We start from the raw sequence: 20,736 nt of genomic DNA on the forward strand, positions 1-20,736 counted from the left end.
TTTGTACATTATGTAACACTTCCTTGGCAACTACTTCCTGCACCAGCAGTACATCCGTAGCAGTGTTGAGAAATAACAATTGAGCGACTCTCAATTGTTTCAGAATTATATTCCGAAATGTGCTTGACTTTACTATTTATAGGTAAGTTTAGCATTTGGTTAAAATCACAATCATATAAATAGCCATCCCAACTCACTGAAAGGGTATTGGTACACATCACGTTTTTTACAGCATTGGGATTATAAGCTTCAACTAAAGCATACATGTAGTCTTCGTAATTTTCTGAAGCAATTAAATAATCCAAAAATCGGCTTATGGGCAGGTTAGTTATAGCTAATAAATTATGAAATTGTATTTCAAAATCATCCCATAATGCTTTTTTAAAGTCTTTTTCCAAAGCCGTTTGATTGCCAGGTAAAAAAGCTCCAGAGGGATTGTAAACTAAATCTAAACGTAATTCACTATCAGGCATACCGTAACCAACAGCATTTAAATCTTTAAGCGCTTGAATGGATTTGTCAAAAACACCGTCGCCACGTTGTTTGTCAGTTTTCCCTTTTGTCCAGTGTGGCATGGAACTCACCACATGAATATTATGCTTTTTAAAAAACTCGGGTAAATCATGGTATTTTTTATTAGCTCGAATAATGGTAAGATTGGAACGCACTATAAAATCTTGAATGCCTGCTTTGGAAGCTTCTTCAACAAACCATCGAAAATTAGGGTTCATTTCAGGGGCACCTCCAGTTAAGTCGAGTGTATGGGCATTGGTGTTTTTTATAACCTCTAAACATTGTAGCATGGTCTCTTTGGTCATAATTTCCTTACGGTCAGGACCTGCATCAACGTGGCAATGCGCACAAACTTGATTGCACATGTACCCCACATTTATTTGTAAGATTTCAAGTTTTTTTGCTCGTAAGGGAAATTGATTACTTTCAGCAATTTTATCTTTAAATTTTGGCAAATCACCATTTTGAAAGATGCCGTTTGATAAGATTTCTAACTGACGTTTACTTTGGGCTAATTCACTATGTCTTTTATGGAGCGATTTCAGCATTTATAAATCCAATTTATTGACTTTATTCATCATTTGCACGCCATGAACCAATGACGCACCACCTCTAATCGCACTAGCCACATGTAAGGCCTCCATCATTTCTTCTTTGGTGATACCACGTTGCAACCCGTCACCTGTGTAAGCATCAATGCAATATGGGCATTGTATGGTGTGAGCAACAGCTAAAGCAATTAATGATTTTTCGCGTTCGGTAAGATGTCCTTCTTTAAATACTGAATTGTAGTATTCAAAAAATTTTGAGCCGAGTTCTTCATTCCAATCTGATATTTTTCCGAACTTTCTTAAATCCGCTGGATCGTAATAGGTTTTTTGCATAATTGACGTTTATTCACTTTTGAAAAAATGAAATATACAGCTTTAAGTCGAAGTTGTATACTAAAGATTACATAAAATTCCGCAGATTTTCAGTTTAATTAACATGTGAAAAATGGTATATTGCATAGCTAATAAACGGACTTCATGGATTACTTTCACATTATTACAATACTCGTTGTTTTATCAGCACTTTTTGGTTACGTAAATGTACGATTCCTAAAGCTTCCCAATACCATTGGTTTAATGTTGATAACCATTGTTTTTACTATGGTAGTATTCGCATTAAGTTATTACGATACAACTTTGCTCGAGGCCGAAAAATATATAATCACCCAAATTGATTTCAAGGAAGTATTACTGGATATTATGTTAAGTTTTATGCTTTTTGCAGGCGCCTTGCATACCAATTTTGAGCAATTACGTGTACAAAGATGGCCCGTATTAGTATTTGCAACATTGGGTGTTTTAGTGTCGACCTTTCTTGTAGGTTATGGTATGTATTTTATACTACCAATATTGGGGTTAGACGTTGAACTTATTTATTGCTTGCTTTTTGGCGCGCTCATCTCACCTACCGATCCAATTGCTGTCTTGGGAATCCTAAAAAATGTAGGAGCTCCAAAACAATTGGAGGCAAAAATTGTTGGCGAATCACTATTTAATGATGGCGTAGGCGTTGTGGTGTTCTTAACCATTTTTAAAATTGCTCAAATAGGAAATGGAGAAATAGAAGTGTCTGAAATTTTTGAATTATTTGCGGTTGAAGTCATAGGAGGTATCTCACTAGGCTTGGTCATTGGGTGGATTACTTACAGATTAATGAAATCTATTGACGATTATGATATTGAAGTCATCATAACACTAGCGGCTGTTATGGGTGGTACTGTTATTGCGCAAACTTATCATTTATCGGCACCATTGGCTATGGTTACAGCTGGGCTTTTAATTGGTAATGATACGGTAAGAAGTAGTGCTATGTCGCACATTACCGAGAGTTATGTTGACAAATTTTGGGAGTTAATAGATATTTTATTGAACACTATTTTATTTGTGTTAATAGGTATGGAAATTCTAGTTTTAACTTTTGAAACCAATTATATATCTGCAGGTTTGATAGCTATTCCTTTGGTGTTGATTTGCCGTTATTTGTCATTGTTGTTTCCTGTGCGCTTTTTTGAAAAGCGTTTAAATTTTGCCCCTAAAACTAATTTAATGATGACTTGGGGCGGATTACGAGGTGGTATTTCAATTGCTTTAGCTTTAGGATTGACAATAGATATGCAACGGGATTTGTTTTTGGTAATTACCTATTTTATAGTCGTATTCTCCATATTGGTCCAAGGTTTAACATTAGGAAAATTAGTAAAACGATATTCATTAACAGAACATAAACAAATATGATTCAAGAACTCACTCAAAATTATTCGCATCTTTTTGAAAAAGAACTTTTAAATGAGATTAATCAGGTAGGTACTTTTAAAGAAATATCAGAAGGCTACAGGATGATAGAGATTGGTCAGTACGTTAGATCTATGCCTTTACTAATATCAGGAGCTATAAAAGTTTTGCGCGAAGATAGTGATGGTGATGAATTGTTGCTGTACTTTCTTGAAAAGGGCGAAACTTGCGCCATGACTTTAACCTGTTGTTTAGGACAAACAAAAAGTGAAATACGGGCTATTGCTGAAACAGATGCTAAACTCATCATGATTCCTATTGAAAAAATGGAAGAATGGTCAGCTAAATACAAGAGTTGGCGCAATTTTGTGTTTGAGAGTTATCATAACAGGCTTAATGAACTTTTGGAAACTATTGACAGTATAGCCTTTCTTAAAATGGATGAGCGTTTATTGAAGTATCTTAATGAAAAAGTACGTATTTCAAATGACAACATCATAAACAGCACACATCAGGAAATAGCTTATGAATTGCATACTTCACGCGTGGTTATTTCCAGATTACTTAAAAAGTTAGAGAACTTGGGGAAAGTAGAATTACATAGAAATCATATTGTTCTTAAGTAAGGCTAGTGCTTGTAACAGTTGTTACTTAAGGTCAAATCGGCATTTAGTACCTTTGCTGACATGTTTCAAAAAAATAGTTGATGGAAATACTGGAAATATTAGGTTACATAAGTGCACTGATTATTGGTGTTTCTCTCGGATTAATAGGTGGCGGCGGATCTATATTGGCTGTTCCTGTTTTGGCCTATCTTTTTATGGTTAACGAAAAAGTTGCCACAGCCTATTCGTTATTTGTGGTGGGTTTTAGTGCCCTTATTGGAGGTTTGAAACAGCATTTTAAAGGCTATGTAGATTGGCGAACCGCTTTTGTATTTGGACTACCTGCAATAGTTGGTGTGACATTGGTTAGGTATTATGTCGTGCCAGCCCTTCCAGAAGTACTTTTTGTTTTTAATGATTTTGAGTTTACCCGCCGAATGGGCATGTTTGGATTATTTGCTATTCTAATGATTCCTGCGGCATTTTCAATGTTAAGGAAGCGACCGGAAAGCCAAGTAGATCAAGAAGTTACTTATAATTACCCTTTAATACTTCTTGAGGGATTGGTTGTAGGTGCCATAACAGGTTTTATAGGTGCTGGTGGTGGTTTTTTGATTATACCGGCTTTGGTAATATTAGCAAATGTAGAAATGAAAGTTGCCGTTGGAACATCCCTAATTATTATTGCTTTTAAATCGTTACTGGGGTTTTTTCTGGGAGATGCCATGACCATGGGGATAGATTGGGCCTTTCTTTTAACTTTTACGGGTATTTCATTAATCGGTATCTTTGTAGGAAGTTATTTAGGTAATTTTATTGATGGGCGTAAACTAAAAAAGGGATTTGGTTATTTTATTTTTATAATGGCCATCTTCATTTTTTATATGGAGTTTTTCGTGAAATAGAATTGTAACAAGAGTTACTGTGAGGTTTGACTATAAAGCTTAAATTTGTAAAATTAAAATTAAGATTATGAAAATAGAACAGATATATACAGGGTGTTTAGCACAAGGGGCTTACTATATTGAAAGTAAAGGAGAAGTGGCTATAATCGATCCACTTCGTGAAGTTAAACCCTATATAGATCGAGCAACAAAAGATAACGCTACCATAAAGTATATTTTTGAAACCCATTTTCATGCCGATTTTGTCAGTGGGCATGTAACTTTAGCTAAAGAAACTGGGGCAACAATTATTTATGGGCCAACTGCAAACCCGAGTTTCGATGCTTATATAGCAAAAGATAATGAAGCATTTAAATTGGGTGATATTACGATTATAGCCTTACATACTCCTGGGCATACCATGGAGAGTACAACCTATTTGTTACGAGATGAAAACGGTAAAGACCATGCGATTTTTAGTGGTGATACGTTGTTTTTAGGTGATGTTGGTCGTCCTGATTTGGCTCAAAAGGCTGCTGATATGACACAAGAACAATTGGCTGGCTTATTATATGATAGCTTACGTTCGAAAATTATGCCCTTGGCAGACGATGTTATTGTTTATCCTGCGCATGGTGCAGGTTCCGCTTGTGGTAAAAATATGATGAAAGAAACGGTTGATACGCTTGGTAACCAGAAACAAATGAATTATGCTTTAAGAGCCAACATGACACAAGACGAATTTATAAAAGAGGTAACTGACGGCTTACAAGCGCCACCTAAATATTTTCCTTTAAACGTTAAAATGAATAAAGAAGGCTATGATGATATTGATGTGGTTTTAAAAAGAGGAACCCAAGCTTTATCTCCAGATGCTTTTGAAGCAGCAGCTAACGAAACTGAAGCTATTATTTTAGATGTTCGACACCAAAACGATTTTGTTAAGGGTCATATCCCAAGATCTATTTTTATTGGAATTGATGGAGGGTTTGCGCCTTGGGTTGGTGCGCTAATTGCAGATGTAAAACAGCCTATTTTATTGGTAACTCCTAAAGGGAGAGAAGAAGAAACTGTTACACGGTTATCGCGTGTAGGGTTTGATAATACATTGGGTTATCTAGAAGGTGGTTTTGAATCTTGGAAAGCAGCTTCTAAAGATTATGATACCTTATCTTCTATATCGGCTGAAACATTTAAAGATGCACTGGAAAATGATACTGTTCCGGTATTTGATGTTAGAAAAGAAGGTGAATTTATTAGTGCTCATGTTAAAGATGCCCACTTAACACCTTTAGATTTTTTAAATGATTATTTAAGTGAATTCCCTGAAAACGAAACTTTCTACTTGTATTGTGCAGGTGGTTATCGTAGTGTAATAGCAGCTTCTATTTTAAAGAGCAGAGGCATTCATAATTTAATTGATGTTGCCGGTGGCTTTGGTGCAATTAAAAAAGCCGGTATTCCAGTAACAGATTATGTTTGTCCATCTACTTTAAAATAGTTGGTTTATATGTATTCAAAAAAAAAGAGTAACGAAAGTTGCTCTTTTTTTGGTATCTAATGTTACAGTAGTATTGAATAGCTTTTTTTAATTTTATGCCTAAATTATAGTATCATGCAATATATCGTAAAAATTCAAAACTTAAAATGTGGTGGCTGTGCGTATACAATTCAAACTAAAATCTCTGAATTAAAAGGCGTGAGTGATGTAACTGTTGAGGTTGATAATGATGAAGTGATTTTTAATTGTGATTCCGACAGTTTGGTTATGGAAGTAAAGCAAAAGCTAAAGACTCTTGGTTATCCTGAAGAAACAGAAGCTAATACTATAGTAACCAAAGCAAAATCGTATGTAAGTTGTGCAACTGGAAAATTATCAAATCATGAAAAGTAAAATAGCCCTTGTTTTAATTGCAATTATATCGTTTTGGAGTTGTAAAAATAATTCTAATCAAGAAAGTGGATACACCAATGCGACAACTTTAGAAAATCAGGAAGAGCATCCAGGGAAAAAATTAATGGAAGTCAATTGTTATGTGTGCCATAGTCCAACAGCAAGTCATGACAGTCGTATAGCACCACCAATGATTGCTGTTAAGCAGCATTATTTAACCGAAGGGATTTCAAAAAAGGAGTTTATAAAAAGTATTCAAGAATTCATGAAAAACCCTAATGCCGAAGATTCTAAAATGCCAGGTGCTGTAAGGCGTTTTGGTGTTATGCCCAAAGCTGTTTACCCAGAAGCTACCATTACATTGATTGCAGACTATATTTATGATTTTGATATCGAACAACCTGAATGGTTTGAAGAACATGTTAAGCAAGAGCATGGTAAAGGACAAGGTAAAGGTATGGGCAAGATGAAAGGGCAGCAACAAGCTTCAAATGAAGAAACTGATCTTTCATATGAAGAAATAGGAATGAAATACGCCCTTGCAACAAAAGCCGAACTCGGTAAAAACCTAATGGGAACCATTCAGAAGAAAGGAACTCTTGAGGCTGTCGAGTTTTGTAGTGAAAAGGCGTATCCTATTACCGATAGTATGGCAGTTGTTTATAATGCAGCTATAAAGCGCGTGTCTGACAAGCCTAGAAATCCTGAAAACGCAGCAAATTCTAAAGAGCGATATTACTTAAGGCGGTTTGAAAAAGCAATACGAAGTAATGAAGAGCCGAAGCCAATAATAGAAAATGGTTCTAAATCTGTTAACTTTTTCTATCCAATTACGACGAATACCATGTGTTTACAATGTCATGGTAAAAATATTGACAGTAATGTTTACAATACAATTAAGCGTTTGTATCCTGACGATAAGGCTATTGGATATGATGAAAACCAAGTTCGCGGAATGTGGAGTATTTCATTTAATAAAGAAGGAATATGAGTAATTTTTCAAGTATAATAAATAAGGATAAACCTGTTTTGGTTGATTTTTTTGCCGAATGGTGTGGGCCTTGCAAAACGATGAGTCCTATTTTAAAAGAGGTTAAAGATGTTTTGGGAGATAAGGCAAGTGTGATTAAGATTGACGTTGATAAGAACCAGGCTTTAGCAGCACAGCTACAGGTTCGTGGTGTGCCAACGTTTATTTTATATAAAAATGGAAAACAATTGTGGAGACAGTCCGGTGTGGTTCAAAAAAATGACTTAATTAACTTAATACAATCTTATGCCTGAAAGCATTGATTTATCTGAATCATTTTGGGATAATCGTTATCAAAACAACGAAACAGGTTGGGATATTGGTGGCATATCTACTCCGCTTAAAGCCTACGCCGATCAACTAAAAAATAAAGATCAAAAAATTTTAATACCAGGTGCAGGAAATGCCTACGAAGCTGAATATTTATGGTATAATGGTTTTAAGAATGTAACTGTGGTAGATTGGTCTAAAACTGCCTTGAACAACATAACAAATAGAGTCCCTGACTTTCCAAAATCACAATTGATACATGGCGATTTTTTTGAGTTACATTACACATTCGACTTAATTTTAGAACAGACCTTTTTTTGTGCTATTAACCCCAATTTGCGTCAAGAATATGCCAACAAAATGCATCAGCTTTTAAATGCTAATGGAAAGTTGGTTGGTTTATTATTCAATGATAAATTGAATAATGACCATCCACCATTTGGAGGCTCAAAACCAGAGTACATAAATTATTTTAAACCTTTTTTTGAGTTGGAAATAATGGAGGCGTGTTACAATTCTATTGGTAGTAGAGATGGTAGAGAACTCTTTATTAAATTCACTAAAAAATAGACCCGCTTTACGGTTTAAAATTCCTTTATTAAGTAAGTTATTTGAGAACTATTCATACCTTGCGGGCATTTACGTAACTTTTATTTACAAAAAATAAATATGGATTTTATATCACAACCATGGCCTTGGTACGTTTCGGGCCCTATGATTGCCTTAATTATGTTTTTACTGATTATGGTTGAAAAACGATTTGGGATGTCTTCAAATTTAAGAACGATGTGTAGCATTCTAGGTGCTGGGAATAAAAATGAATTCTTCAATTTTGACTGGAAATCACAACGTTGGAATTTGGTAGTGGTGTTAGGAGCCGTAATAGGCGGATTTATTGCTTCAAATTTTCTAACTCCAAATGAAGCTGTGTTAATTAGTGAAAGCACGGTTTCTAACCTGCAAGAATTGGGTTTTGAAAGTGCAGGTAAAACGTATTTGCCTACTGAATTATTTGGTGTTTCAGCTTTAAGCGATTTTAAATCTTTAGCGATTTTAATTATTGGTGGATTTTTAGTTGGTTTTGGGGCGCGATATGCAGGAGGTTGTACTTCGGGACATGCTATTTCTGGGCTGAGTAATTTACAGTTGCCCTCATTGATTGCTGTCGTTGGGTTTTTTATTGGAGGTCTGGTTATGGTTCATTTTTTATTTCCCTTAATTTTTTAAAGTATGAAAACACTAATATATTTAGCAATTGGTATTTTGTTTGGAATTACCATGTTTAAGTCAGAAGCTGCTTCGTGGTTTCGAATTTATGAGATGTTTCAGTTTCAAGCATTTCATATGTATGGCATTATTGGTGCGGCATTAATTTTAGGGGTTTTAATGACGTATTCTATAAAGCGTTTTAAAATCAAATCGTTTTATAAGAATAATATTCACTTTGAAGCCAAAGAAAAAAGTTTCTATAGATATTTAATAGGGGGTATACTTTTTGGGCTAGGTTGGGCTTTAGCTGGTGCATGTCCTGGACCTATGTATACGCTTGTTGGTGCAGGATATGTTTCTATGGTAGTCGTTGTATTGGCTGCAATTTTAGGCACTTATGTTTACGGAATTTTAAAAGATAAATTACCGCACTAAATAATTTTGTAAGGAGTCGAACAAACAACAGACTTATTCTAGAAAATTATATTTATGAAGTCTTTATCTCTATTGTTCACTCTATTTTTATCATTTACTTTATTTGCCCAAGTTCCAGAACAAGCCGAAGATATTAGCCCACTTCTTATAGGTGAGCAATTGCCGGATGCGAGGCTTTTAGGTGCTGATGGTGTTGAAGTAAGTTTACAATATGTTTTGAAACAAAAGCCATCTGTAGTAGTATTTTATCGTGGTGGTTGGTGCCCATATTGCAATCAGCAATTAGGAGGGTTGGCTGAAGTTGAATCTCAAGTTATTGAATTAGGCTATCAAATAATTGCCATTAGTCCAGACCACTTTGAGATGTTAAACCCAACTGCTGAAAAAGAAGAAGTGCAATATCAATTATATGCTGATATTAATGCAGAGTTAATTCAGGCTGTAGGTATTGGTTTTAAAACACCTGAAAAGGCAAAAGGGTATATTGCAAAGAAAACTAAAAAAGAGGTGACAGATATTTTGCCTGTACCAACCGTTTTAATTGTGGATAAAAAGGGGAAGATTTATTTTGAATACATCAATCCCAATTATTCTACAAGAATTAGTGAGGAGATACTTTTGGCAAACTTAAAGGTGCTAAAAGATAAGATTTAGATTCTTAATCAATTAAAAATAAATCGAGCTGATAAGTTTGGTGTAAAGTTTAGCGACAATTCGTTGATTTCAACAATATCATCATTTCTTATTGCATAGTAGGTGTTTAATACATTTTCATTTCCAAAAATATTCCATAACGACGCCCCAAATACGCCTTTAACTTTGTTACTAATGTTAACACTGTATAAGGCAGATGCATCAACTCTAAAATAGGATTCTAAACGTGAGGAGTTTATGGGCTGGTAATTTATAGTGTTGTTTACTATTTCATTGCCTTCTACAGGTTTGGTATAAGGTTTTCCGGAATGCCAATTAACACCTAGTGAGAATTTGAAGTTCTTTTTTGTATATGAAGAACCAAAAGTAATAGTGTTTGTAATATCATAGTTGCTAGGAAATTGATAAGAACTAATAGAATCAAACGAATACTTATTGCTCATATAAGAGTAACTTACCCAAAGATTATAATTCGTGAAAGACTTTCTAAAAAGAAAGTCAATTCCATAGACATTATTTTCGCCACTAGATTTAAGTTCTTGATATTGATTAATGAATCCTTGGCTTTGAGTGGTTATGCCTCTAATTGTTTTGTAGTAGAATTCCGAACTAATTAAAAAATTGTTTTTGGAATAGTTAATACCAAAAGAAGCCTGTTTACTTTTAATAATAGGGATATTGGAATTGTTAGATAATTGCCAACGTCTTTTTTCAACACCTAAAAAATCATTTTGTAGGTTTATTATTTGAGATGTATTTTGGTTTTTAAATTCCCCTAAGATTTCTATTGAAAAGTTTTGCCAGAATTTATGGGTGAAACTTAAACGAGGTTCAAAAAGGTTCGTGTTAAATTCCCCTATATAATTATAGCGGATACCTAAATTTAGACGTGTTCTTTTACTGTTGCTATTGTAGGTCATCTCGGAAAAAACACCATTAGTTCTTAAGACTTCTGAAACTAACAGCCTGTATCGCGGTACGTCTACATCATCAAGATTGGTTATCTCGGTTTCAACAAAATGATAGCCCAATTGGAGTTTTAAGTTGTTGTTAATGGTATAATCTCCAAATAATTTAATGCTGGATTCTGAAATTTGGTTCTCTTGCAAAAACCTTTGGTCTTCTAGTATGTTTGAGTTTGTAGCTTCTAATTTATAATCTGATTCATAAAACTCAAAAGTTGTATTAAATCGCTCATTCCATGCGCGGTTATAAAATATTGATCCAGCTATACTATTTTGTGTTAACTTGCTTTCACGAGAGCGTTGAATGTTATTTATAACTGTGCTTTCATCAAAAACAAGCTTGTTGGATGCATTAATAAAATTAACTCTTAACTTGTCTTTTTCACTGATTTCGTATAGCCATCTTAAAGAAAAGTCATAAAAGTCAAAATCCTCATTTGAGTTTGTTATTTCCGATGTATTATTTTCAAATCCGGGATTTTGAGTGATTCTTTCGAAATATCTATTAAACGTAGGTGTTGTTGTTAAATCGTTCAGTGATTTTCTGGCTGCTATTTCAAGAGAAGATTTGTCGCTTATTTTCAAGTCTAGATACCCGTTAAAGTCAATTAAATTAAACCCCACACTCCAATTTGTTTTTTTGTTGAGTTGGTTGCTCGTATTCATTATTATTGTACCAGATACACCATCTGTATATTGTGCATTGGTGCCATTTTTTATAAGTACAACATCATTTGTAATTTGCGGATTGTATAAAGATATTAGTCCGAAAAAATGACCTGATTGATACATTTTTATGCCATCCCATAGTATTAAGTTTTGGTCATTAGATCCACCCCTTATATTAATGTTTGAAACCGTTTCGTCCACACTTAAAACACCAGGAAAGGCTTGGACGGATTGTAAAACATCAGTATCAATTAATCCTGGTAGAATGTCAAACTTTGAAAAATCTATTTCATAAGAAGCCGATTTGGTTTTTGTTATACCGTTTGTAATGTAGTTTGTTAAATACACTTCAGACAACGATTGAATCTCTGGTTTTAGGAAAATGTTTTTACAACTAGCGTTTTGAAATTCTTTGACCTTTAATTCTAAAGTTATAAAACCTAAAGAACGGATGATGATAGTGCTATCGGAATTGGTAATCCCAAGCTCAAAAAAGCCACTTTTATCTGTTACAGTGCCATAATTATCAACCTGAATGGAAACATACTCTATAGGTGTCCTATCTTCATAATTTTTGATGTAGCCACAAATGGATTTGTAGGTGGTTTTGGTTAGGATTATTATACCGTTTTCAGATAGATTTGCTTTTAAGTCGGTTTCTTTTTCTAAATACATTAAGGTTTCGTCAATGGTAAATTCTATGCTGGGAGACTCAATAAAAACATTATTAATATTGTCTGGAGCATAGTTGAATTGAACATTGTACCTGTTTTCAATGTCTTTTAAAATAGTAGCTAATGGTTTTTTATCTTGAGCAAATAGCTGTAATGAATTGCAAAAGAAAAGGCAGATTAACCAAGTAATTTTAGTTGCTTGCCTCATATATAAGAACACTATTGTTAGTACTAAACTTATATAATAGATTCATGGGTTTTGTGATAGATATAAGGGCGTTTTCTAAATCATGGTGAATAAAGGTACCAGTAAACAGTCGGTTTAAATCTATGTTATTGGTTTTAATGGTAATCTCGTATTGGCGTTCTAATTCTTCAATTACATCTTGAAATGCGATATTTTCAAAACTACTTTTGTTACGAAGCCAATTAGGACTTTCCTGGCTTACATTGCTTTGGCTAAATTGATTCTTGTATATTTTAAAAGTGTTTCCCGCAATAAGTCTTTTGCTTAGCGTATCTGATTTTACTTGTACAATTCCTTCAAAACATTGTACCTCGAAATAATGTGCTCTATTTTTTACATTAAATTCTGTTCCAACTACGGTAACAGTACCTGAACTCGTTACCACATCAAACTTTTTCCCTTTTGCTACTTTAAAAAAAGCCTCGCCCTCAAGGTTTAATGTTCTATTCTCCTCCCAATTTTTTTCTTTGAAAGTTAGGGATGATAAGGCATTTAGCGTTACTTTAGAATTGTCTGGAAGCATAACGGTAGTGCTTTCTCCAATTTGGGTGTCTATGTTGGTTGTTTGGTTTAAAATAAAAGAGAAATAAATACCTAAACCAACAACAAGAACAGCAGCAATACGTAAAAATGGCTTGTACCATGATGCTTTTGATTTGTTGGCTGCTTGCTTTTTGTATTGATGTTTAAAATCCTCAAAATCAGCTATGGTAACATGGTCTGAAGCTTTGAATTTTTTAGCACTATCAATAATCTGTTGATTAAAGGCAAAGTCCTCCTGATTCTGAAAAATCTCTTTCTCTTCATCAGTTAATTCGTTATTTAACCACTTTTTTAATAAGTAATCTTCTTCCATCTAATACATTATCTTTATTATATAACAACACACTTTTAAAAAGTCCTGATTATTTAATAGAAAAATTTTTCAATTCAGATTTTAAAATTTTAAAAGCACTGTAAATTCTATATTCTACAACCTTTTTTGTAACGCCTAACATTTCAGCTATTTCAATATGTTTTTTGCCTTCAACTTTGTTGAGTAGAAATGCGACACGTTGTTCTTCACTTAATTTTTCAAGAGCTTTTTTGTAACATTCAAAATATTCATCTTGTTCTAAAATAAACTCGGGTGTTTCATAATCTTCTTTAACACGGTGAGCTTTTTGGTACTTTAAAACCACTTTTTGATGCTTAATTTCATTAAGCATTAAATTGTTGGCAACCTTAAAAAGGAACGATTTGGTTTTGTCTAATGAAACTTTTTTACAATTATTCCATAATTGAATAAAGGCATCTTGAGCTTTATCGTGGGGATTGTATTGATTTCCATATTTATAATATAAAAAATTGGTAAGGTCTTTAACATATTTATTGTAAACGTGTTTGAAGACCGTTTCATCGCAAATGTTTTCTTGTAAATCTTTCTTCAAGGTGATTTTTTGATTACTAAATATATAAATTAAAGTGTAAAAGAGACATTTTATAGTTGGAGTTTGAAAGTTCTAAAAAAAATCATCTTTTTTTCAGGACTTTTTTAAAGTGAGTTGTTTTAGTATTAGAAAGCGAAACATAATACAATGAAACAATTAAAATTACTACACCTATTTGTATTAACAACCTTAATCTTATTTGGTTGTAGAACTGAAGAGACAGAATATATTGAAGCGCCAACCGATGAGACTATTCAGCCAAATTCTGTAATAGCGAACCTCATGAAGTGGACGGCTTCTAATGATGGTTCTATAGATAATATTATTGACTATGCGAATTGTTTTACCATACAGCTACCTGTTTCGGTTACGGCTAATGGTATACAAGTTACTATAAATACCATTGACGATTATAACACCATTGAAAGCATTTTTGATGAACTTGATGATGACACCGATACCATTGTGATTAGCTACCCTATAACAATAATATTAGACGATTTTACAGAAGTTTCAATTGCCAGCTATACAGAATTATTGGGTTTTGCCAATACTTGTAATGGAGAAAATGAAAGTGATGACGATATTGAGTGTATAGACTTTATTTATCCAATAAGCGCTTCTGTTTTTAACGTAAATAATGAATTAATTGATACGATATACTTTAATGATGATAGTGAGCTATATAGTTTTTTAGATGAAATAGAATCAAGCGATATAGTTAGTCTAAATTTTCCAATAACGGTAATCCTTTATGATGATACCCAATTAATTGTCAATAGCCAGAATGAATTGGAATTGACCATACAGAACTTTGCCAACTCATGCGATGAGGACGATGATTACGATTTCAATGATGACGATTGTGACAATTGTACGCCTTCGCAATTGGAATCGATTTTAACTGACTGTCCAAATTGGATTGTAGATAAGTTGGAACGATTTGGTAATGATTATGACGATTTTTATGATGGTTACATTTTTAACTTCTTTACAGATGGATCTATTGTGGTAGAATATGGCAGTAATACAGATTATGGAACTTGGTCTACTTCTGGCACAGGCAATAATATTGTTGTTGAAATAGATATACCAGATTTGCCGTATTGCAACAATAATTGGAACCTGCATGAAATACAACAAAATACCGGAGAAACAAAAGTCGATTTTAGAGTAGGGGACGATGATCGTCTTCGCTATGAAAGTACTTGTAACTAAAATAACAATCAATTAAAAAACTATAATTATGAAATCAGAAATTTTTAAATCATTAGGAGTAATATTAAGTTTTACATTATTATTTACAACATGTTCACATAGCGATGATGATGGATCCCAAAATAATAACAATACCAATAATCAAATACAACAAATTGAAAATCAGGTCGAGGCTGGCACATGGAGGATAACCAGTTTTGTTGATTCTGGACAAGATGAAACCAATGATTTTACAGGGTATGGTTTCTTGTTCAATTCCAATGGGGAGTTAATTGCCACTCATAGTTCGGGATCTAGTTTAACAGGTGCTTGGTCTGTTTCAGACAGTAATAGTAATGACGATAGTAGTAGTGATATTGACTTTAATATTTTCTTCAATGTTTCAGACTCAAACAATTTTGAAGACTTAAATGATGATTGGGATATTGTATCACATTCAGACAATATGATAAAATTACGAGATGTTAGTGGAGGTAATGGTGGTATAGATACACTAACATTTGAAAAAAATTAAAACTGAAAAAGAAAAGTTAAATACACCCCAAATCTTTTGCCCTAAAGCATGTTAGTAGTTAAACTGCTTCAATCAGGAGACTCTTTGAAGCAGTTTTTAAAAAGAAAGTTTATGCGCAAAAAGATTATCATAGTATTATTATTTGTTGTTATAGTGTTTGTTGGATATAACTATGTCTTTCAAAATCATAGAAATATTCAATTAGAAAACGCGAGCTATAAAATTTCTGCTTTAACACTAGCAAATGAATTTCAAGAAAACCTTAGTGGTTCTGAATTAAAATATCTAGACAAAACTATTCAGGTGTCTGGCAAAATTTCAGAATTAAGTAATCTGTCAATCACATTAGATGAAACCGTCTATTGCCAGTTTCTAGATGCTCAAAACTTGAAGTTCAAACTAAAAGAAAACATACAGATTAAAGGACGCTTTATAGGCTATGACGATTTGTTGGAGCAAATCAAACTAGACCAATGCCATATTATTAATTAATTAAAATTTTAAAACATGAAAACAAAATTACTAATGCTTGTATCTTTAATTACAATTGGATTACAAGCCCAAACAACCCACGACCTTATTTGGGAGCGAGGTTTTGTAAGTCCTCAAGCAGATTTAACCATTGATGTAGGCGATACCGTAAGGTGGACATGGACAGACGATTTGCCGCATACGGTAGAAAATAATACCGGTAGTACCGAAACTTTTGATAGTGGAATATTAACAGGATTGGGGCAAACGTATTCGTACACATTTACTGTTGAGGGTACAAATCCATATTTCTGCGGAATTCATGGGGCAAATAACATGTCAGGTGTTATAACTGTTCAACAGGGCTTAAGCGTTGTCGAGTTTGAGAATATGTCAATTAAGTTAACACCTAATCCGGTTCATTCCAACTTATCAATCAAGCTGCCTCAACATTTAACCAATGGAAATTTAAAAGTAGTTGATTTAACGGGTAAGATAGTGCTAAACAGTACAATTATTAATTCAGGAAATACTATAGATATTAATGTTTCAGATATTAAGTCAGGTATGTATTTGGTTAGGTTAGAGTTTAATGAAAACACCATTACCAAAAGATTGATAATTCAATAAATACAAGAGTGTCAAATCTATTTTTTATATGATGATGAAAAAACTATGTATCCTATTATTCTTGTCGCCAATAGGGCTATTTGCCCAGGAAGATTTGCTGGATGAAATAGATACAGATTCAACCAATAACAGTTATGCAGAGGCGACTTTTAAGGCGCTAAAGATTGTTAATTTTGAGTCTACTAAACTTGTGGCAAAAAAAGACTTCACTTTAGTAGTAGCTCATAGATTTGGAAGTATTGAAAATGGATTTGACACCTTTTTTGGACTAGATGATGCTGTAACAAGATTAAACTTTATATACGGTATATCTGACGGATTTAATATTGGTATATCAAGAAGCTCATATCAAAAAACGTATCAAGGATCCATTAAATATAGATTGTTACGGCAACAAGAAAACGGATTTCCGTTCACTTTGGTAGGGTTTAATGCTATTTTAATAAACACAGGCTTAAGCGAAGATAATTTGCCGAAATTGGAGTTTGTTAATAGACTAGGCTATACAGTGCAATTTTTACTGGCTAGAAAGATAAATTCAAAGCTGTCTCTTGAATTGGCGCCGACTTTTTTTCATGATAATTACGTAATGGTCAATGGTCAAGATAATTCACAATTCGCCATTGGTTTTGGAGGACGATATAAAATCGCTAAACGATGGTCTATAAATGCAGATTATGGATGGCATCTCAATAGAGCATCAGTCTCACCATTTCGTAACCCATTATCAATAGGTGTGGATTTAGAAACTGGTGGGCATGTTTTTCAAATGCATTTTACAAACGCACAACCTATGAATACAAATTATTTTTTAGGTCAGTCTACTGGTGATTGGAGCGAAGGAGATATTTATTTCGGATTTAATTTAAGTCGAACATTTTAAAAGTTACTATGAAAACGTTCCAATATATAGTTATTGTTTTTTTGCTAATAAGTTATAGCTGTACCTCTGTAAGTGAGGAAGATTTAATAGATGACGCTCCACCTGAAGACACATCTGTAACTTACAACCAACATGTAAAATCTATAATAGATAACAACTGTATAAGTTGCCATAGTATGCCGCCAGAAAATGGTGCGCCAATGTCTTTAATTAATTATAATGATGTTAAAGACGCCATGCTTAATAGGGGTTTGGTTGAACGAATTTCATCAGATAATTTAGGGTTTTTAATGCCATTTGGTGGACCGAGGTTACCGCAGAATCTTATAGATACTGTTGTACAATGGGAAGAAGATGGTTTGTTGGAGAATTAACTTTTTAATCATAATTGTTATGAAAAAAATATGGATACTCGTTGCGTTTTTAATGTCGTATGTGATGTATGGACAAGATAAATTTTTGACTAAATCTGGTTCACTTGTTTTTGAAGCTTCTGTGCCGTCGTTTGAAGAGGTTAAAGCAAAAAATGAATCTACAACAGCGATACTGAACTTGGAAAATGGTGAAATAGCCGCTTTAGCTTTAGTAAAAGGTTTTAGGTTTAAAAATGCACTTATGGAAGAGCATTTTAATGAAAATTATGCCGAATCAGAATTATTTCCAAAAGCTACATTTAATGGCGTGATAAATAATTTTTCTGAAATTGATATTGATGATGCTAAAAAAAGTAAAATTCATATCGATGGAGTTTTACAATTTCATGGTCAGGAAAAGAAAATCCTTATTAAAGATTCTGATATTTCTAAATCAGGAGATGTAATTGTAATCCAAGGTGAGTTTTATGTTCAGGCTTCAGATTTTAAAATTGAAATCCCAAAAATTGTGAGCAACAAGCTATCTAATGATGTTTTGGTTAGTTTTGCTTTTAGCCTAAATAAAAAATAGGCTATGTATGGTGTTAAAAGTTTTCACTATATAGTATAATAAACCAAAAAACCCTGACAACAGTCAGGGTTTTTTTTGGTGGTGCCTCCAGGAATCGAACCAGGGACACAAGGATTTTCAGTCCTTTGCTCTACCAACTGAGCTAAGGCACCAGTCGCTTAATTGCGGATGCAAATATAAAGTTGTTTTTATTATTCACCAAAAGAAAATTTATAAAAAATCGTTTTGTAAATTTACAGCTTATATTTGGCGTATGAATTTAATAATCGATGTTGGTAATACATTTGTAAAATTTGCCGTTTTTAATAAGAACTCCATTCTTGAAAAAAGCAGATTTGAAGTGTCTGATTTTACTACTGAATTTGAAGCGGTTTGTAAAAACTACAAAAGTTTGGGAAATTGTATTATTTCATCAGTTGGGAATTTTGATCCTGAATATTTGGAGCAAGTTAGTGATAAGCTACACATTGTTTTTTTAGACTCTAATACACCAGTGCCTTTTAAAAATCTATACCAAACGCCAACTACTTTGGGTGTAGATAGATTGGCTTTGGTTAGTGCTTCGGCTGTTCAATATCCAGAAAAGAACGTGCTTATTATTGATGCAGGAACCTGTATAACTTACGATTTTATTAATGAGCAAAATGAATATTTGGGAGGTGCTATTTCACCAGGTATTCAAATGCGCTATAAATCATTACATAATTTAACAGCTAAGCTGCCGTTATTGAATATAAAAATGCCTGAACGGTTAATAGGAGATTCATCAGAAGAAGCCATACACTCTGGTGTGATTCTTGGGGTTATAAGTGAAATTGATGGCGCAATTGATGCCTACAAGCTAAAATATGCAGATTTAACAGTTATTTTAACAGGAGGAAACGCTAATTTCTTGTCAAAACAATTAAAAAGTAGCATATTTGCCAACTCTAATTTCCTATTAGAGGGCTTAAACTATATTTTGCAATTTAATTTAAACGCATGATTAAAAAACTTGTAATAGTTTTTATTTTGACTTTTGCACTTAAAAGTGTTGCTCAATCAGGAACAACGGCATCTCCATATTCATTTTATGGTATTGGTAGTCTTAAATTTAAAGGTACTGTGGAGAACCGTAGTATGGGAGGTTTAAGTATTTATTCAGATAGTATCCATATCAATTTAAGAAACCCAGCTGCTTATGGTGGTGAGAATTTAGCCGTTTACAGAAATGAAAACAGGCCTGTTACTTTTTCATTGGCAGCTTCCCACACGCAAGTTAAATTGAAAAGTGACTCTGGTAAAGATAACTTAAAGAATTCTTCGCTTGACTATTTCGCTTTAGCAATTCCAATTGGTAAATTAGGAGTAGGTATCGGATTAATTCCTTACACTTCTGTTGGATTTAAATTGGAAACTTTAAATGATGATGGCACGCTTAACGAACGTTTTGATGGCGATGGTGGTCTAAACCGTACCTACCTGTCTTTGGGTTACCCAATTACTAAAAACTTAAGCGCAGGTATCGATTTTAGCTTTTATTTTGGGAATATAAAAAACAGTACAGTTAAATATCTGTATAATACCGATGGCGAGCTCGTTCAATACCAAACTAAAGAGACTAATAGGTCAGACATGAGTGGATTGAGTGTTAATATAGGTCTGCTTTATAAAGCGAAGCTAGGTGATAAGCTAGATCTTCATTCCGGATTAACATTCCAGCCTGAAACTACATTAAATTCAAATAACGATAGAGCTTTTAGTACTATTGTAACCAATTCGTCTACAGGTCAAGAATTTGTGATCAATACCACAGATGCCGGTTTGGAAGAAAGAGGTTTAGATAAAACCAAAGCCAACATCCCTTACAAGCTGTCATTAGGAGCCGGTATTGGTCAAGAACGCATTTGGTTTGTAGGTTTGGAATATACTTACTTTAATATGAAAAACTTCTCTAATGAGTTGTATGTCGATAATGGTACAGATTACGAAAACAGTACATCTTTATCTATTGGAGGCTTTATAATCCCCAAGTATAATGCGTTTGACAGCTATTTTAAACGTATGGTATATCGTGCTGGAGTTCGGTTTGGAAGTACAGGATTAAATATTAATAATACATCAATTGATGAGTTTGGCATATCTTTTGGAGTAGGATTACCTGTAGGAACAGATTTCTTTTCAAATGCTAATTTTGGCTTTGAATTCGGAAATCGTGGAACTGTAGATAATAATTTAGTGAAAGAGAACTATTTTAAATTTCAGTTAGGTTTGTCATTAAATGATAGATGGTTCCAAAAGAATAGATTAAATTAAAAAATAATAAACTTGATAT

Annotated in this window: 25 protein-coding genes and 1 tRNA gene; 20 read left to right on the top strand and 6 right to left on the bottom strand. The window is 33.4% G+C overall.

Going from position 1 to position 20,736, the window contains the following annotated elements:
• Nucleotides 1-8: 8 nt before the first annotated feature.
• Together arsS and K7G76_RS03335 are read right to left on the bottom strand one after the other, a co-directional pair.
• A complete protein-coding gene (arsS, locus tag K7G76_RS03330; protein WP_223032783.1) occupies nt 9-1,061 on the bottom strand; it encodes an arsenosugar biosynthesis radical SAM (seleno)protein ArsS in 1,053 nt (350 codons plus the stop codon).
• Nucleotides 1,062-1,397, bottom strand: a complete 336-nt coding sequence (locus K7G76_RS03335; RefSeq protein ID WP_223032784.1) for an arsenosugar biosynthesis-associated peroxidase-like protein — start codon at nt 1,395-1,397, stop codon at nt 1,062-1,064.
• A 144-nt stretch (nt 1,398-1,541) separates the two neighbouring features.
• On the opposite strand from K7G76_RS03335, the gene K7G76_RS03340 reads away from it, so the two are divergent.
• From K7G76_RS03340 to K7G76_RS03390, 11 genes are all read left to right on the top strand, one after another.
• Nucleotides 1,542-2,798 (top strand): cation:proton antiporter, encoded by a 1,257-nt coding sequence (locus K7G76_RS03340; RefSeq protein WP_223032785.1) that lies wholly within the window; start codon nt 1,542-1,544, stop codon nt 2,796-2,798.
• Entirely contained in the window at nt 2,795-3,421 is a 627-nt protein-coding gene (locus K7G76_RS03345; RefSeq protein ID WP_223032786.1) for a Crp/Fnr family transcriptional regulator, read from the top strand. Before K7G76_RS03340 ends, K7G76_RS03345 begins: the two co-directional genes overlap by 4 nt.
• Nucleotides 3,422-3,501: 80 nt before the next feature.
• Entirely contained in the window at nt 3,502-4,305 is an 804-nt protein-coding gene (locus K7G76_RS03350) for a sulfite exporter TauE/SafE family protein (RefSeq protein WP_223032787.1), read from the top strand.
• Nucleotides 4,306-4,372: 67 nt separating this feature from the next.
• Entirely contained in the window at nt 4,373-5,785 is a 1,413-nt protein-coding gene (locus K7G76_RS03355) for an MBL fold metallo-hydrolase (protein WP_223032788.1), read from the top strand.
• A 114-nt stretch (nt 5,786-5,899) separates the two neighbouring features.
• On the top strand, nt 5,900-6,178 hold the full coding sequence (locus K7G76_RS03360; RefSeq protein WP_223032789.1) for a heavy-metal-associated domain-containing protein: 279 nt from the start codon (nt 5,900-5,902) through the stop codon (nt 6,176-6,178).
• Nucleotides 6,168-7,169 (top strand): Tll0287-like domain-containing protein, encoded by a 1,002-nt coding sequence (locus K7G76_RS03365; protein ID WP_223032790.1) that lies wholly within the window; start codon nt 6,168-6,170, stop codon nt 7,167-7,169. The genes K7G76_RS03360 and K7G76_RS03365 overlap by 11 nt, the downstream gene beginning before the upstream one ends.
• Nucleotides 7,166-7,462: a thioredoxin gene (gene trxA, locus K7G76_RS03370; RefSeq protein WP_223032791.1), complete on the top strand. Its 297-nt coding sequence runs from the start codon at nt 7,166-7,168 to the stop codon at nt 7,460-7,462. The genes K7G76_RS03365 and trxA overlap by 4 nt, the downstream gene beginning before the upstream one ends.
• Entirely contained in the window at nt 7,455-8,048 is a 594-nt protein-coding gene (locus K7G76_RS03375; protein WP_255572911.1) for a TPMT family class I SAM-dependent methyltransferase, read from the top strand. The genes trxA and K7G76_RS03375 overlap by 8 nt, the downstream gene beginning before the upstream one ends.
• 99 nt (nt 8,049-8,147) lie before the next feature.
• Complete coding sequence (locus K7G76_RS03380; protein WP_223032792.1) at nt 8,148-8,705, top strand: YeeE/YedE family protein; 558 nt, start codon at nt 8,148-8,150, stop codon at nt 8,703-8,705.
• 3 nt (nt 8,706-8,708) lie between these two features.
• Entirely contained in the window at nt 8,709-9,122 is a 414-nt protein-coding gene (locus K7G76_RS03385; RefSeq protein ID WP_223032793.1) for a YeeE/YedE family protein, read from the top strand.
• Nucleotides 9,123-9,176: 54 nt separating this feature from the next.
• Nucleotides 9,177-9,776, top strand: a complete 600-nt coding sequence (locus tag K7G76_RS03390; RefSeq protein WP_223032794.1) for a peroxiredoxin-like family protein — start codon at nt 9,177-9,179, stop codon at nt 9,774-9,776.
• Nucleotides 9,777-9,784: 8 nt separating this feature from the next.
• Here the strand turns inward: K7G76_RS03390 and K7G76_RS03395 are convergent, their stop codons facing one another.
• From K7G76_RS03395 to K7G76_RS03405, 3 genes are read right to left on the bottom strand one after another with little or no spacing between them, the layout of a single operon-like run.
• Complete coding sequence (locus tag K7G76_RS03395; protein WP_223032795.1) at nt 9,785-12,292, bottom strand: carboxypeptidase-like regulatory domain-containing protein; 2,508 nt, start codon at nt 12,290-12,292, stop codon at nt 9,785-9,787.
• Nucleotides 12,276-13,187, bottom strand: a complete 912-nt coding sequence (locus K7G76_RS03400) for a FecR family protein (RefSeq protein WP_223032796.1) — start codon at nt 13,185-13,187, stop codon at nt 12,276-12,278. Before K7G76_RS03400 ends, K7G76_RS03395 begins: the two co-directional genes overlap by 17 nt.
• 49 nt (nt 13,188-13,236) lie before the next feature.
• Nucleotides 13,237-13,761, bottom strand: a complete 525-nt coding sequence (locus K7G76_RS03405) for an RNA polymerase sigma factor (RefSeq protein WP_223032797.1) — start codon at nt 13,759-13,761, stop codon at nt 13,237-13,239.
• 147 nt (nt 13,762-13,908) lie between these two features.
• On the opposite strand from K7G76_RS03405, the gene K7G76_RS03410 reads away from it, so the two are divergent.
• From K7G76_RS03410 to K7G76_RS03440, 7 genes are all read left to right on the top strand, one after another.
• Nucleotides 13,909-14,979, top strand: a complete 1,071-nt coding sequence (locus K7G76_RS03410; RefSeq protein ID WP_223032798.1) for a hypothetical protein — start codon at nt 13,909-13,911, stop codon at nt 14,977-14,979.
• A 28-nt stretch (nt 14,980-15,007) separates the two neighbouring features.
• A complete protein-coding gene (locus tag K7G76_RS03415) occupies nt 15,008-15,493 on the top strand; it encodes a hypothetical protein (protein WP_255572912.1) in 486 nt (161 codons plus the stop codon).
• A gap of 111 nt (nt 15,494-15,604) precedes the next feature.
• A complete protein-coding gene (locus K7G76_RS03420; RefSeq protein WP_223032799.1) occupies nt 15,605-15,985 on the top strand; it encodes an OB-fold putative lipoprotein in 381 nt (126 codons plus the stop codon).
• A 15-nt stretch (nt 15,986-16,000) separates the two neighbouring features.
• The gene (locus K7G76_RS03425; protein WP_223032800.1) at nt 16,001-16,594 is read left to right on the top strand and encodes a T9SS type A sorting domain-containing protein; all 594 of its coding nucleotides are present in this window, start codon (nt 16,001-16,003) and stop codon (nt 16,592-16,594) included.
• A gap of 34 nt (nt 16,595-16,628) precedes the next feature.
• Nucleotides 16,629-17,477 (top strand): DUF5777 family beta-barrel protein, encoded by an 849-nt coding sequence (locus K7G76_RS03430; RefSeq protein ID WP_223032801.1) that lies wholly within the window; start codon nt 16,629-16,631, stop codon nt 17,475-17,477.
• 8 nt (nt 17,478-17,485) lie between these two features.
• The gene (locus tag K7G76_RS03435; RefSeq protein ID WP_223032802.1) at nt 17,486-17,851 is read left to right on the top strand and encodes a hypothetical protein; all 366 of its coding nucleotides are present in this window, start codon (nt 17,486-17,488) and stop codon (nt 17,849-17,851) included.
• Nucleotides 17,852-17,870: 19 nt separating this feature from the next.
• Nucleotides 17,871-18,422 (top strand): YceI family protein, encoded by a 552-nt coding sequence (locus K7G76_RS03440; RefSeq protein WP_223032803.1) that lies wholly within the window; start codon nt 17,871-17,873, stop codon nt 18,420-18,422.
• Between the two features lie 76 nt (nt 18,423-18,498).
• Here the strand turns inward: K7G76_RS03440 and K7G76_RS03445 are convergent.
• Nucleotides 18,499-18,574, bottom strand: a tRNA-Phe gene (locus K7G76_RS03445).
• A 101-nt stretch (nt 18,575-18,675) separates the two neighbouring features.
• Between K7G76_RS03445 and K7G76_RS03450 the strand changes: the two genes are divergently transcribed.
• Nucleotides 18,676-19,407 (top strand): type III pantothenate kinase, encoded by a 732-nt coding sequence (locus tag K7G76_RS03450; protein ID WP_223032804.1) that lies wholly within the window; start codon nt 18,676-18,678, stop codon nt 19,405-19,407.
• Complete coding sequence (locus K7G76_RS03455) at nt 19,404-20,717, top strand: hypothetical protein (RefSeq protein WP_223032805.1); 1,314 nt, start codon at nt 19,404-19,406, stop codon at nt 20,715-20,717. The genes K7G76_RS03450 and K7G76_RS03455 overlap by 4 nt, the downstream gene beginning before the upstream one ends.
• Nucleotides 20,718-20,736: the final 19 nt, after the last annotated feature.

The sequence above is a fragment of the Hanstruepera marina genome, assembly GCF_019880635.1.
GTDB classification, from domain to species: domain Bacteria; phylum Bacteroidota; class Bacteroidia; order Flavobacteriales; family Flavobacteriaceae; genus Hanstruepera; species Hanstruepera marina.